The following is a 14,714-nucleotide window of genomic DNA, read 5'->3' as shown; positions in this document are numbered from 1 at the left end:
CTGCCATGTGGGAACAACTTGACCAGCAGATTTTCTTATTCATCAACCGCACCACGGCCAACCCGCTGTTTGATGTCTTTTTTCCGTGGTGGACAGATTTTCAGAAATCCCCGTGGTTTTTGTTCATGGTGCTCCCGACGATTTTGCTGTGGTTGTTTACGAAGACCCGACTGAAAGGTGTGCTGGTGCTTGTGTCTGCCGTGGTGGTCGCAAGCTTTGCTGACTTCTTGTCGGGTGATCTGGTCAAGCCCGTATTTGAACGGGCCCGGCCGTATCGCTCTGACATTGCTGATCTGGTGATTCTGCGCGGGCCAGAGCAGGGAGGATTTTCTTTCCCTTCCAGTCACACCGTGGATGCCTTTGCGTTGGTCGTATTCATTGGTGTGTTTTATCCCAAAGCACGAGTCCCATTGTTGGCACTGGCGTCTTTAACAGCTTATTCCCGCGTGTATTGCGGAGTGCACTTCCCAGCGGACGTCGCAGCTGGTGCGCTTCTTGGCGGCCTTCTGGGGACCGCACTGGGGCTAATGGCAAAACAGATCCCGATGAAATGGCAGAGGGGTCCATCATGAAAAACCTTATTGTCGCTTTCATGTTGTTTTTTTCTTCAGCCGCACAAGCGGAAGAAAAAACTTTATCCTGGTTGTGGCATCAGGAATTAAAACCCACCATCACTAATTCCTTCGACAGTGGGGGGCAGTTGATTTTGCTGATCGGGGCCGGTGCGACTGTGACGGCAAGGCACTATGATCAGACTGTTTATAAAAACAATCTCGATCCCGACAAACTGATCATGGATAAAGACACCGCGGATATAGGTGCCTATCTGGGCAGCGGCGGGCCGGGCATTGCCATTGCTTTGGCGCAGTTGTGGCTGGATCCCCAAAACGGGCTGGCGCACAGCAAAGCCCTGGCTCTCACCGCCGCCAGCCATATCACCATGGCCTCTCTGATAGGTCGTGAACGTCCCAGCGGGCGAGATTATCTGTCTTTCCCATCAGGCCACGCATCCTCGTCCTATGCCACGGCGACATCACTGGCGTACGCCTACGGCTATAAGGTCGGTATTCCGGCCTTTGCCTTGGCGACTTTCGTGGCGGCCTCCAGAGTCAGTGAAAACATCCATTGGACAAGTGATGTGGTGGCTGGCGCCGCCCTGGGCATTTATTGGGGCCGGGCGAGCGCCCTCAACACCGGCAAAAGCGACTATAATATAGTCCCGACAGTTGGGGCTGGGAGCGTGGGCCTCAGCTTCTGCCGCGAATTCTAAGACCTCCTTCCCAATGTCCAGTCGCCAATTTCGAACTACCATTTAGGGCACCTGTTCAGGTCTTAGACAGCTGAACAGGAATTAAACATGGAACCACTATGGATTGTGAATTGCTTTAGCATTCGACGTTGAAAATGAAAGGACGTTGTATGTTGAAGCTAGTAAAGACCGCTGTGCTTTTTTTATGTGCCTTTGCCACGGCCATGGCCGCGACGGCAGACCGAGCTTATGCCTGGGGTAAGAAGAGAAGCACTTCCGCCTCGGAGTTTATCTCTAACAAAAGAGTCACGGATTCCTTGGTGCAGGATCTGACCTGTAACAAGCTCAGTATCGAAGGTATTTACTATCGTATTAAAGATGATGCCTTTCATGAATCTCGCAATATGCCTATCACGAACTGGCCTTTCAGAAGTGGGGTGGCGACGATTGCAGGGTGCTGGGCTCTTAGCAGCACCCAGCGCATGATCTCTTATATGGCCCGTTATAACGAACCTACCAGTTTGCGCATGGATCAGATTTCCCCTGGTTTGTTGAATCAGATCCGCGGTGGAACTCTTGAGCTGGTTAACGACAATCGTAACAATGATAACTATGCACTCAGATCCAGTTCAGAACGTATCATCACGCGTTCTTTAAAAGCCAACAGCGTTTTCCCGGTTCCATCCAATTCTCTGGCTGAAGACAAGTGGCACACCAACAGTCTGTGGATGCGCTTGCTGGAAGGTCACGTTGAAAACGTGGATGGCCGTAACGTTCACAGACATTTCCGTGCCGAGATCGAGGAAAACCAGGCCCGTCATTTCTTCCGTGCCTCCAACATTGGTATGGGCGCAGGGTCCGGCGATCGCAGCGCCAGCAAGAATCAGGAAACCGTGGCGACCATGCGCCGTAATGCTGAAACCAAGCGCCTGACTCTGGTGAATCTGCGTGCGGGCAGGACGGCTCAGCACATCGTGATGGTGAAGTCTTACAAGGCCACTAAAGACATGATTACTTTCACTGTTTACGACTCTAATCAGCCTTCGAAAGACCAGTTGCTTTATTATTCTGTGAAAAACAGCGCCTTCTATGCACCAGACATCGTCAGTCGCTTCGTTCTTGAAAACACCAGCCGCTCGTTGGGCGTGTATGTTGTGGATGAAGATGAGCGCGAAATGCTTGAAGACGCGATGTTGGCCTACTATCGCGTGAAGTGCCGATAACTTGAGCAGAGCTTGTAAAAGCTACAGATGACCGCCGTGCAAGGCGGTCATTTCGTTTCTGAAGCAGTTAAACGGGAATTTATTTCTAAATGACTGACAATTTGTGGCCCGTTCCTTGCTGTTCCGGGAACGGGGTCCGTGTAAGGCCCTTTTGACACCACTTTGTCACCTTTTGATAAGGAAAAGCTATGTCTCTCAGAATAGTTATAGTCTGCGCCCTGTGTTTGATGGCGCTCTCCATCGCAAGTGCCGAGAGTGTTTCATTGCCATTGAACTCTGTAAAAAAGCCGGCGATGGATCTGGTTAACAGCTCCGGAACAGCTTTGGATGTCGGTCAGGCCGCAGCCCTTGCCAATCAAGGGACAGATCTCAGTCTGTTAAATCCGCTTGAAAACAAGATGTGGCAAAACCGCGTCTATCCGGGTGTGGAAGACATTCCGGGCAGCTACCCGGTGGCTCAGAACGGAGTGCAGTTCCTGTCTGAAGAAGCCGCGTTGCCTTTCACATACATGTCCCGCGTGCAGTCGCTGGAAAATCCGAATCTGTTCTATCGTTTAAGCCTGTCCCGTTTGACTCATACAACTTTGATGCGTGCGGCTTTGCTAAGAAAGCTGGGCTACTATGTTCCGTCTCCGAAGTACTACCGCAACCTGCGTGTGTTCTTCAAAACCGAAGCTGAAAAAGAATCCTTCCTGAAGAACGCCCAGGAATCCATGATTTCAGACTTTGAAAGCCGTGGCTGGGTGACGGAAGACAACAAACAAAATCACTCGGTCGTGTTCTCAGACGCGGTTCTGGAACCGGCTGTGGCTGAATACTTCGACATCCAGTGGGGTTATGCTCCAGATCCAAACAATCCTAATCAGCTGCCAGCCGTGCAACGCTATTCCCGTTACAGAGCTTACCGCGCTTTGATCCTGCCATTTGCTTTGGTTGATTTGCCAGAATCCGTGAACAGATTCAGCGCCAAGTTCGGTGCGGTTCTTTCCGGTCACGTGGTGATCAATCATCCGTCCGCGGAATCCTTCTCGGCGGCAAGCTTTGAGGACGTGCGCTGGTTGGTTCGCCGTATGGCGGAACTTCGTTACAGCGACTTCGTGGAAATCGTGCGTGCCGGTGCTTATCCTCAGGAACTTGAAGACCTGATCCTGGCAAAACTTCTGCACCGTGCTCACAATGCGCTGGAACTTTTCAATGTGAAGAACTCTTCCGCATTGCCATTGCCGGATCTGAACATCACGTCTCGCTCTGGCCTGGTGAAAGACGGTAAAGTCACTCAGGAATTCGTTCCGGGCTACCCGCAGCGTTTTGCCCACGGGGACCGTCAATCTCCGTTCCAGGACGGGGACCTTGAGCGTTACATGGGCATCCGTGCGAAATCCGCTGTGATTGGCACTGTGATGAACCACATCAACGAAAAACTGGATTTACTTTCTACCTCCGATTTGTTTCAAAACCGTCGTGACGAGATCACTCAGCGTGTTCTGGAGCACATCCGTGAGCGTCCGTACGAGCCCCTTTACCAAAAAGTGGAAGCATGGGGCGGCCCGGTGGGAGGCTTCAATCTGGGGGCCACTCGTCACGTGACGACGGGTACTTACTTTGGCAGTTCGGCGCCAATTCAGCTGGTGGATAACGTGTCTGTGGCGGGTCGTCTGGGTTACTTCATGACTCTGGACGGGGTGCCTAAGATCACACCAATGGCAGGTGCCAACATCATGGTGATGCGTGATTACACTCACGTGCGCCCTTTGAATTCCATCCAGGAAGGCACGAAAGTGTCCTGGAAAGATCTGCTGATTCCACGTTTCATGAGCAAGCTTTCTGCGGTGCTGGATGAAAAGGACCCTATCAAGTCCCAGGAAGAAGGCAAACCAGCCCGTCAACCATTGGATGCTTTCTTAAGTGAACTGCGTGAAGGTGAAGTGTTCACCGTGACAGATTCCATCGCGTTGTCGGCTTACGCTCAAGCGTCGTCGTCTTTGGATGTTCTGATGGGTATTTCTCCATTGAACTTCCTGAACACTGTTGCAGTGGGTGTGGACGCCAACCGCGCAATCTTGAGACAAACCAGCTTCATGCGCACCAAAGAGGGCGTGCAGGTTTACGTTCGTTCCCAGAACAGCAAAGCCATGGGGATGACCCTGGATATCAACTATTTCATCAACGTGATGCGTGTTCGCGCCAATACGACCTGGGCGGAACTGAGCACGGATGCCTTCGTGATTGATTACAATCCGGAGTACGCGGAATACATTGATTCTGAAAACCAGGAAGCGAAGTTCGTAAAAGACTTTATCAAGACCCGCAACGATCTGAAACCGGCATTGCGTGCATTGTTCAAGAGCAATGACCCGGAACTGTTGTACGCCAACTTCAATCACCGCAAGTTTGAGATCGACCACAATCTGAAAACCCGCGAGATCCGTAACAAGTTCTTCGCGATGCGTGTGAATTCATTTAATGAAGATCACACTTTGAAAATCCGTTACCCGCGCAGTGCGGAAGCTCCGGATCTGGATCCAAAAGACGAAGAAGTGACGCTGTTCTCTAACAAGCGCGGCGAACTGATCGGTCGTGATTTGCTGGGCTTTGCCTTCGACTGGGTTGAAGGTCTGATGAACAAGTGGTGGCCGAAAGGCCGTGTGGATCTGGCTCGTTCTGACGATCCAAATCCGGCCAACACTCCGTACGGGAAAGCGTACTGGAGAACTGTGACCACCGAAGCGGATCTGACCACCAATGCGAAACAGTATCCATCCGTGGGTGTTGTTCAGCGCGTGTGGGGTGGCTGGCACTTAAACCGCAAAAAATTCCTGAAACTGATCGACGAGGTTCAGGGCGAGCTTAAAAACTCTCCGGTGGGATCTTACCGCCTGATTGAAAAAGAAGCGTTCTCGAACGTGACTGCGGTGGACTTCTACCGTATCACGGCGAACCTTTCTATCCTGCCGGGTGGTTTGGACAAGATCAAAGATCTGATTCTGCAGCCGGATCAGGATGGGAAGTCCGTTCCCAAAGCCAAATTCATTGGTCGTCTGTTCCAGAAACTGAGCGAGAAAATGGGCCGCAAAGCCCGCCCTCACGATCAGGAGATGTTCAACGATATGGTGACTGTATTGGGTAACGGGGACTTCAAACGCGGTAAATCCGATTTCATCACGGCATGTCAGGAAGAGCAGGATGCCCATAAAAAAGAAAAAACGATGAATTATCAGGGCTCTTGGGTCAACGGAACCTACTTTGACTGTATGTTGCCGTGGATGGAAAGACTGCTGAAGCTTTCTGCCAGCTACCCGAAAGACAAAAAATCCCAGACACAGTGGATGACAAATGTCCTTTACACTCTGGAAGAGGCGATTCCGTTGCCTCAGCTTTTGAAGTTCCTGGGTAAGGACAACTACATCTACTTCGTTCGTATCAACGGTTTCCGCGCCGGTGATGAGGACGGGGATATTGAATACTTCTCCAACACTTTGGGTGATCCGAAGCAGAACATCGAATACGCCAACGGGCTGATTCAGATGTTTGCGACGAAGACCCGTATTTCTCCAATCGAACTGGATAAATCCCTGGGGAGCTTCCGATGAGATCCTTGATCCTTTCCGTTATCTCGATGAGCTTCCTGGCGGGCCAAGTGCAGGCCGCCGATCCATTTGCTGACAAGCAATGGGGTTTGAACAACCAGGGTGTGCCGCAAATGATCGACTTGGATCCGTTGCACACCTATAAAATTCCTGCGCGTGCGCAGGAAGACGTGCGTTTGCCTTCCCCGGTAAAAGCCAAAAACAAAGTCATTGTGGCAGTCCTCGATACTGGTATCGCCAAAAATCACCCGGATCTGAAGGGTGTGATCCGTCGCAATGAATCTGAGTGCCGGGCTTTGGCGAAATTTGAAGCCTGCGTGGCTGACAGCGACCGCAAGACCTGTGAAAAGAAATGGATGGATTTGAACAATCCGGAAGTGGATCAGGATAAAAACGGATACCCACTGGATTGTCAGGGCTGGAGCTTGCTGGGGGGCGTGAATGCCGCCGGCATCATGGGCCGTCCGGACTTTGGCGATGACCAGGGTCACGGGACTCACGTCGCCGGTATTATCGCGGCGGAAGTCGACAACAATATTGGTGTGCGGGGTTTGAGTGAAAACGTCGAGATCCTGCCGGTGCAGGTGATCGGTGTTCAACCTTCTGAGCCGATGAAGCCTTTGTCTATTTATGATTCCCCACAAGAGACCGGCCGTGAAAGTGTCACCCGCAGTCTGGGGGACATGGTTGGTCGTGGTGTGATCTATGCGATGCGCTCTGGCGCCAAGGTGATCAACTTCTCTATGGGGTGGCCTCAGGCGAAAGATTCTGATTTCATGCGCAAAGTGATCGCGGAAGCCCAAGCCCGCGGTGTGATCATCGTGGCTGCTGCCGGCAATGACTCGACTCGTGCGCTTCTTCGTCCGTGCGCTTATCCAAATGTGATTTGCGTGGGAGCGGCCGGCCCTGATGGCGCGTTCTCGCATTTTTCTAACTTTGGCAGCGGTGTGGATATCGTGGCTCCGGGTGTGAACATCTTAAGTACATACCCTGAAAGCAAACGTCCGGTGCGTTTCCGTTCGACTTTAGGTTATGAATTCCTTTCTGGAACATCCCAGGCCTCTCCGTATGTTGCGGCGGCTGTGGCCGAGCTGATGGCTCGCGGTGTTCCTGCTGATGAGATTTACGCAAGACTTGTACTGGGGGCCCGCCCTTTGAAATCAAATCTGTCTTTGGTTTCTGGCGGCTCTCATGAACAAGGACAAGTCCTGAGCCCGGAAAGGGAAATTTACAAAAAATATTCTGTGGCCGGTAACATGGACGTTGAACAGTCCCTGAAGGTTTCCGTGCAACCTTTGATTGTTCCTGCTGACAAAGAAAAAGTCGAAATCAACTGGGACCGCAAAAGCAAGGACCTGAGTTTCGAAATCTCTTTTGTGAACAAATGGCAGGCCGTTGAAATCGGCAAAGTGAAAATGAACGCTCAGTTCATCAAGCCTCATGTGGATGCGGTACGCCCGTGGATCACGGCGATCAAAGAAGCCGCTCCGTACCCAGGTGTATGGCAGCAGAATGAAGTGCGTAAGTACGTGGTGATGATGAGCCTGGTGGATTCCCAGGATCCGTCCCAGTCCCGCATTCCAAGTGAATTGGATCTGACCGTGGATGTGCGCGTCGGTGATGCTGAAGCCCGCCGTTATGTCTTTGAAAGTGAAGTCGTCGTCAGTGTGACGCCAGAAATGGCTTCTTCCGACGTCAAAACATTCAATATCACTGGCATGCCAAGAGCCCGCGTGTCCTTCCTGCCTTTGGATGAAAATCTGGACAACCACCCGGAACAGCGTGATTACCTGGCCCTGAGCCAGCAAAACAACACCTGGCAGCTGTGGCTGGTGGCTGATAACGGCAACGGCGCTTATACAGCTGTGGGTGGCACAAAAATCCGCCCTGAAGGTGAAGCCGACAATCTGCGTGAACAGGTTCTGACTCGTCTGGATCTGAATGGTGATGGTCAGAGCGAATACGTGATGGGCATCCTGGAAGACAAATCCGAATTGGATGAACCTGAAGCTTCGCCAATGACTTTCTATGTCTTTGATAAAGCCATGAAACTGCTCGAGACGTTTAAGTACGCGGCAGAGCTGGCTCCGGCACCTTATCAGATGTACTGGCAAAAAATCGGTGGCACCAAACGCCCGGCGTGGGTGGGGGGTGGTAAAGATCCATCCAAAAAACGTGGTTTGAAAGAGCGCTGGGAAAATCCGGACAACTATGAAAAGCCACAGACCCGTTTCTATTTCCTGAACGAAAAAAATGAATTGAAGGCCCTGGAAGAGCATCAGGGTTACAAGATCATCGACGTGATCGAACCGCGCCGTGAACAGATGGTGGCGGGACGTGTGCCGGTTTTGCTGGCAAAAAACCAGGGAACCGAAGCCAAGCCAAGTTATCTATATAATTTCGCCATCGCCGAGGTGGTGGAAGGCCGTATTGAAAACTTCATGGAGCTGGATCTGTTTGCCCATCAGACCACTTACCGCAACATTCTCGACACCCGTGTCGACAAGGTTCATGCCCTGGATTACGGCAAGGACGAGTTCGCGGGCAGCTTCTGGTTCGGTGAAGGTTTGAACCGTCAGCAGCGTTTGTCGGTCTTTGATAACAAGAACTGGGAGCTGTTAGACCAGCAGCTGGGGGCGGAGCGGTCCCAATTTGACTCCGCTTTGTGGGTGCGCGCCGTGTTTGCGGGGCTGCAGCGTAAGGGAGCCTTTGTTCTAACGAACTCCGAAATTCAGTATCACGACCTTGTGACGACCCGTGTAGTAAGCAAAAGTTTCGAGCGTTACACGTTCTTCCCGGACATGTTGATGACAAATTTGTACTTCCCGCTGACTTTAAAGAATGCGCGCGACGCATCAACGAAGATTCCAGCGCTATTTACCACGGAAAGTTCGGAACTCAGCCGTGGTGTCAAAATGTTGGTACCGGTTTTTGCAAGGGATGGATCTGCGATCGAACTGGTGTCACCAGCGCGCTTGAGATTCAAGTCTTCGACAGGCTGTCGTCCCATGGATACACCGGTCTTTGACGGAGTTAAAGGAGCCCACTCGTTCGATTACTACTGCGGCGATAAATTGCTGAGAGTTAATTTAACTTACTAAACAAAAACGAATATAAGAGTTCGATTTTTAACAAAACCTATAAGGGGGAACCATCATGAAAAATGTTATGCGCGTAGTTCTTGCGTCTGTAGTTGCAACTAGCTTTGCTGCCTGCGGTGGCGGCGGAGGCGGCGGTGGCGGCGGATCTGCACCGGTTATCTACTACCCATATGAAACAGTCTACGGTGACGTGTGCCAAACTCAGGAGGCTTCTCCAGGCTGTACTTTCCTGAAATCCACTGGCGAGCGTATCAAAGTAACAGACGATCCTGACTACAACAGAGGCGGTTACGGTTCTGACGACCTTTGGTATGTTAAATTCGATTCTTCCGGTAAAGCGGCAGTTTACAACGATCTGGGCGTGTTCCAGTACTATGCTAACGTAAGCGAATTTGCTGGTTACGTTGGTGGCACTACGATCGGTGTGGGCACAACTGGTTTCTACTGGGAAGATATCACCAACGGTACTTACTGGCTGGGTAAAAACGGCGTTCTTTACAATGCGAACTCCGGTGAATCCAACTACGGTCAAGCTATCAACGACAAAACTTCCTCTTCTGCTTCAGACACAAACTTTGCTGCTTTGAACTCTGATGCAAATAAAGAGCTTGTTAAAATGGCTTCTGATCGTTTGATGAAAGAATACGGCTTCAAACAAGACAAAGCGGTTGCGGTTGCTTCTGCATTGAATTCTTGGGCGGTTGCGGCTGCTGAGCGCGGTACGACTTCTGAAAAAGACATGGACAAGACTTTCAAAGCTGTCTTCGGTGTTCAGTTCTCTGACGCTTTGGCTGCTGCTAAAGATCTTTCCTTCGGTGACAACTCTGGCATGCAAGACCTGACTAACAGATCTGCTGCGGCATTGGGCTTGAAGCCTCACCAGGCTCAGAAGTTCATGAAGGGCATGTACAAAAAAGCTCTTGCTAACTGGGGTTACGACGAATCCAGCTTCAACTGGTAATTGTCTTCATCCTTTAAATGTTGTTGTAAAAGAAGAGGCTCCCAAAAGGAGCCTCTTTCTTTTTTGTGAACTAAAGAATCTCGGGGGGGACATTCTTTGATTCTTGCAAGCCGTCTTCGGAGGGGGAGTCCTCAACAACCTGCTCAATAATAAGAGCTTTCAGGAAAGTCTTCCGGTTAACGAAATAATAAACAGCTCCGCTGGCCAGACCCAGCAGGAATCCGTACCAGTGCGCCAGATAACTGACTGAAGGGTCAAAGGCCGAAGCGGGGAAGAACACCCCCAGGGCGACACCGAACGCGCGCAGCAGTCGTTGCGTCTTGGTCCGCTGCTGATCCAATAACAGATATAAAATCAACCACGCAGCCCCCATCCAATAAACCACGCCGCTGATGCCGACCAGCTTTACTGCCGGGTCATAGCTTAAAAGCGTCAGATAGTTGGTGAAACCACCGATGAACAATGCCGCCACCGGGAAGAACCACAGACTGAAATAACCGCTCAGGAAATACCCCAGAACGAAGATGCCCAAAGAATTCGAAGCCAGATGCCCCAGGTCCGCATGGGCAAACAGGGCCGACCATAGACGCCAGTATTCATGGTTCTTAAAGACGGCTTCCCCCGAGGCCGGTAAAAGGGCTCCCAGGCCGCCCCAATTGCGCCAATAGACCACGGACATCATGATCAGGGCAAAGACACTCCAAGCGGCTATAAGACTTGCGCGGAAGTGAGGGCGACGGCTAAGCCACGTTCTGCGAACGACCAGGAAACTGTGTGGGGCTGTAGATACCATCTAACCTCCGAAACCCAAGGATGAGTCTGGATTCAGGGATGTCAAGGCGGGTCAAAAAAGAAGAGGGGTCCTTGATCAGGACCCCTCGGGAGTGTCGAAATTTAAAGCGTATTCTTAGTGACCGCGGGAAACGTAGACTTTTTGAATCAGCATTTTTTCGGGGACTTCATTGACGTCGGCAAAGGTTTCGTAAGCGATCACGGTTTCACCCACGTTGACACCTTCGATCTGATGTTGAATGTCCAGGTGGCATTCATAGATTCCGTCGCGGCTGATAAAGACGCAGTCATTCTTGATGGTGGCGCCGCCTTTGCCCGCAGCCAGCATCGCGCGGGAAAGAATGCCCGACAAAGTTTCATCTTGACGAACATCGCCCTCAAGTTTGATGGAGCCTGCGCTGTTGATCAGAACTTCCAGAGCTTTGTTGTTGGCTTCCGATGACGAAATCCCTTTGGCCAAAGCGGGCAGGGTGAACAACATGGACAAAGACAGAATCATCAGTTTTTTCATTTACGAACTCCTGTTTTATTCCGCTTCGTTGAACCGCGGATCAGTTTCGATTTCCAGTTAAATATTGGCAAAGGTTCGACACCTCTATCCAGCAAAGGGGGTGCCTGCCCTAATTGAATCCTGATGCATTTGAGACCCAATAGAGTGTCTATTCAGACATTTTTTGTCAGCGATAGCCCGTTCGGGTGAACCTTCTGCGAGCACTCGGATGTATTCTGATGAAGAGAGTTTTTGGTCATGACAGAGCCTGGAAACTTTGTTGAAACAACCAGTATCCTGTTTTTACGTTGCAAAGAGGATTTATGGGCTTCGCGGATTTTAAAGTGCTTTGTGAGAAGTTAAGTCAGGTGCTGAGCAAGGAAGGCGTCAGCATCCACCCTTACCATGACAGCACTTTGCAGTATTTCAACTCGCTGACACCCAGCCAGCAAGACCGCGCATACAAGACCCTGCGTGATTACGTTGATATCTGCGAAAGTGCGCAGGCCGAGCAGGCCTCTTTAAAGGACTCCGAGCGTTTTTGCCGCCGGGCCCTGGAGCGCTGGGGCCTTTCGATTGCCTCGGACTTTTTCCTGACCGTGAAACCTGAAGATTGTGTCGAGATTTACACCGACGAAGGTTTTCAAATCTTCCGGAATCTGCGCTTTTTTGAAATGAGCAGCTATTCCGTGGAAGAGCTTTATTCCGTCGAGTGGTGGAAGCTTTTTGGGCGCGATCCCGAGGTGACGGAAAAAATTTTTTCGATGTGTCTGCAGACTTTGCAGGGCCGTATTCCCGGCACTCTGAAATTTGACATCGCCGAACACGAAGTGTGGGAAAACAATTCAGATGAAAAACGCCGTTTTTTGATTCACCCGAAAGTGGGCTCGGCGTTGCACCGCGAAGGCAAGATCCTGGGCTTTTTAGTCGCCCAGGGTGTGCGCAAAATTTAATCTAGAAATAACCCATCAAACCGGCTTGCATCGCAATGCCGGACACCACGTTATCGGAAGCAACGCCGCCGGACTGTTTTTGATAAACGTATCCACCATCAAGTCGGAAGCCCACGTTGCTGCCAGTCGGGAACCATTTCACAAACGGACCCACGAAGAACTCCATGATGTCGCGTTTGGAGCCCGCTCCGTTATCCAGCTGACCGATGTCAAACAGGCCGCCCAAACCATAGATGAAGATTTCACCCGGAGTGTTGGCGATCATGTTGTAATCGGCCCAGCCACCAAATTTGAACAGGGTGCTGGTCAGGCTGCCGGTGGCGTCTGCTGCGTAGGAAGCCAAAGGTCCGAATTCGTAGGTCGCATAGTTCCAGCCAAATCGGCCCGCGATCGCAATATCTGTTTCGTTCTCTGCGCCTGCGGCATCAGACTTTGTGTTGGTCAGATCAAAGGAAACCGCAATCAGGTACCGGCGCATGGACTGACTCATGGTGGTGTCGCCAAACTCATCCGGGGCCAGCTCATAGACCTGTCCCGGGGCCAGGCTGCCGCCAGAGAAGTCAATAATGGCCTGGCTGCCTTTGACTTTGCGTACTTTGATTTTTTGCGCAAAGGCGGAGCTTGAGAAAGCCAGCAAAAGGATCAAAAGAAAGCACTTTTTCATAACACCTCTTCAAGTCATACAAGATGGATATCTAGACCAAAGTCTTTCAATCGCAGGCAAAGCTGTCAACGAGAAGTTGTCTCAAGATGAGACGTAAAACTTTCTCGAGTTTAAGTAAATGGCGCGTTCAGCCGAACAAAAGATGGTAAACAGGGGAACAAAGGGAGTGCCATGTCTTCTTCCTGGGGAAACATTCCAACTTGGGCTTACGATGCCGCCCAGGCGCTGATGCAGTCATTGAAGGTCGTGGACCCTTTGACGTACGCCCATTGCTGCCGTGTCGGGGAGATGTCCCGCAAGCTGGCGCGCGATGCAGGTCTAAATGAGTATCAGCAGAAGCTGGCTGAATTTGCCGGTCTTTTCCATGATATTGGCAAAATTGGTGTGCCTCAAGAGATCATCGCCAAGCCGGGCAAGCTGACAGATCAGGAATATGAAATGATGAAGTGCCATCCGGTGCTGAGCGAAGAGATCATCAAGCCCTTGGCAACCCATGAGTTCTTTGCCGAGATTCTGCCGGGCATTCGTGGACACCATGAACGTGTTGATGGCCGTGGTTATCCGGATAAAAAGAATGGCGACGAGATTCCGCTGATTGCGCGTATTATCCTGGTGGTTGACACCTGTGATGCCATGTCAGAAACCCGCGCTTACCGCAAAGGTCTGCCGATGGAAGTGGTGTACGAAGAGCTGAAACGGTGTTCGGGCACTCAGTTCGATCCGCAGCTGGTGCAGATTTTCCTGAAGGCGCACGAGCACTGGAAGGACCAGAAGCAGGATCAGGACACTCTGAATTATCTGATCAAAAAAATCGCATAAAAAAAAGGCCGGTTTCCCGGCCTTTTTCATTTGAACTATTTCTGTTTGTTCGTGCTCTCAAAGATCTTGTCAGCGGATTTGGCGACAAAACCCTGATACAGCTGGCCATTATCCAGCGGATAGCGTTTCGCGAACTCATAGTAGCAACCCGGAATGTTGTGGGTGCTGCCGTCATCGAATTTCACCGGGATTTCAGAAGCCATGGTGGAGCTTTGCTCCAGATAGTCCGCTTTGGTCCCTTTGATTTCGCCGCCGGATTTGTTCAGCGTATAGCCTTTTTCCTGAACGAATTTGTTCAAAGTCGGCAGATCGTTGAACTTGTTCAGTTTGTTCACGTTGACCGTGAAGTGGTTCGGACGGAAGCCGTAAGCCGCGACCCAGGACGCGTATTCGGATTCTTCTGCCAGTTTTGCGTAAGTTTCCCAGTTCACTTTCCAAGGGCGTCCCGCCATGGCGAAAGTTTCGCTTTCAATCACAGAATCCGGAACCTGTGCCACAAGTTGGTTCACGGTTTCACGGATGAACGGGGAGACCTTTTCAAGCTCCAGTTCACTGATGAAGATTTTTGGATTGTCCATGTTCGGGTGTTCGTAGTGTTTGGCGTAAAGTTTTTTTTCAACGAACGTGTATTCGCCTTTTTCAACGTAACCCAGTTTTTTGAAGTGTTTTGCCAGGGATTCGATCCCCAGGCGCGGGTGGTTGAAGGTGCGAAGAGCGATGTGGTCATTCAGCACCGTTTCACCTTCGGCGGTGAAAATGTCATAAATGCGTTTTGCCGCAGGGTTCAGTTGGCAGTAATCCACCCACATCTTTTGCAGCAGAGTGTCCAGATTCATCATGGCGATCTCCTAAGTATTGATTCAGCACTGACGAGA

Annotated in this window: 12 protein-coding genes; 8 read left to right on the top strand and 4 right to left on the bottom strand. The window is 51.0% G+C overall.

The window, feature by feature from the left end; genetic code table 11:
* The first annotated feature begins 5 nt into the window (after positions 1-5).
* From BD_RS11130 to BD_RS11105, 6 genes are all read left to right on the top strand, one after another.
* On the top strand, positions 6-572 hold the full coding sequence (locus BD_RS11130; protein WP_011164849.1) for a phosphatase PAP2 family protein: 567 nt from the start codon (positions 6-8) through the stop codon (positions 570-572).
* Positions 569-1,270 carry a phosphatase PAP2 family protein gene (locus tag BD_RS11125; RefSeq protein ID WP_011164848.1) on the top strand — a complete coding sequence of 234 codons (702 nt, stop codon included), beginning with the start codon at positions 569-571 and terminating at the stop codon, positions 1,268-1,270. The genes BD_RS11130 and BD_RS11125 overlap by 4 nt, the downstream gene beginning before the upstream one ends.
* Positions 1,271-1,419: 149 nt before the next feature.
* A complete protein-coding gene (locus BD_RS11120) occupies positions 1,420-2,472 on the top strand; it encodes a hypothetical protein (RefSeq protein WP_041583572.1) in 1,053 nt (350 codons plus the stop codon).
* A gap of 188 nt (positions 2,473-2,660) precedes the next feature.
* On the top strand, positions 2,661-6,062 hold the full coding sequence (locus tag BD_RS11115; protein ID WP_011164846.1) for a hypothetical protein: 3,402 nt from the start codon (positions 2,661-2,663) through the stop codon (positions 6,060-6,062).
* On the top strand, positions 6,059-9,160 hold the full coding sequence (locus BD_RS11110) for a S8 family serine peptidase (protein ID WP_011164845.1): 3,102 nt from the start codon (positions 6,059-6,061) through the stop codon (positions 9,158-9,160). The genes BD_RS11115 and BD_RS11110 overlap by 4 nt, the downstream gene beginning before the upstream one ends.
* Positions 9,161-9,215: 55 nt before the next feature.
* The gene (locus BD_RS11105; protein WP_011164844.1) at positions 9,216-10,121 is read left to right on the top strand and encodes a hypothetical protein; all 906 of its coding nucleotides are present in this window, start codon (positions 9,216-9,218) and stop codon (positions 10,119-10,121) included.
* Positions 10,122-10,191: 70 nt separating this feature from the next.
* Here BD_RS11105 and BD_RS11100 read toward each other — a convergent pair whose 3' ends face one another.
* Complete coding sequence (locus tag BD_RS11100) at positions 10,192-10,914, bottom strand: rhomboid family intramembrane serine protease (RefSeq protein ID WP_011164843.1); 723 nt, start codon at positions 10,912-10,914, stop codon at positions 10,192-10,194.
* Between the two features lie 114 nt (positions 10,915-11,028).
* Positions 11,029-11,424 (bottom strand): hypothetical protein, encoded by a 396-nt coding sequence (locus tag BD_RS11095; RefSeq protein WP_157865698.1) that lies wholly within the window; start codon positions 11,422-11,424, stop codon positions 11,029-11,031.
* A 302-nt stretch (positions 11,425-11,726) separates the two neighbouring features.
* Here BD_RS11095 and BD_RS11090 point away from each other — a divergent pair, with 302 nt between their 5' ends.
* Complete coding sequence (locus BD_RS11090) at positions 11,727-12,356, top strand: hypothetical protein (protein ID WP_011164840.1); 630 nt, start codon at positions 11,727-11,729, stop codon at positions 12,354-12,356.
* 1 nt (position 12,357) lies between these two features.
* Here the strand turns inward: BD_RS11090 and BD_RS11085 are convergent, their stop codons facing one another.
* Positions 12,358-13,020 (bottom strand): hypothetical protein, encoded by a 663-nt coding sequence (locus BD_RS11085; RefSeq protein ID WP_011164839.1) that lies wholly within the window; start codon positions 13,018-13,020, stop codon positions 12,358-12,360.
* 171 nt (positions 13,021-13,191) lie between these two features.
* Here BD_RS11085 and BD_RS11080 point away from each other — a divergent pair, with 171 nt between their 5' ends.
* Entirely contained in the window at positions 13,192-13,839 is a 648-nt protein-coding gene (locus tag BD_RS11080) for an HD-GYP domain-containing protein (RefSeq protein ID WP_011164838.1), read from the top strand.
* A 35-nt stretch (positions 13,840-13,874) separates the two neighbouring features.
* On the opposite strand, the gene BD_RS11075 is transcribed toward BD_RS11080, so the two are convergent.
* On the bottom strand, positions 13,875-14,678 hold the full coding sequence (locus tag BD_RS11075; RefSeq protein WP_011164837.1) for a DUF1338 domain-containing protein: 804 nt from the start codon (positions 14,676-14,678) through the stop codon (positions 13,875-13,877).
* Positions 14,679-14,714: the final 36 nt, after the last annotated feature.

The sequence above is a fragment of the Bdellovibrio bacteriovorus HD100 genome, assembly GCF_000196175.1.
Classification (GTDB): domain Bacteria; phylum Bdellovibrionota; class Bdellovibrionia; order Bdellovibrionales; family Bdellovibrionaceae; genus Bdellovibrio; species Bdellovibrio bacteriovorus.
This window is presented reverse-complemented; position numbering and strand designations above follow the sequence as displayed.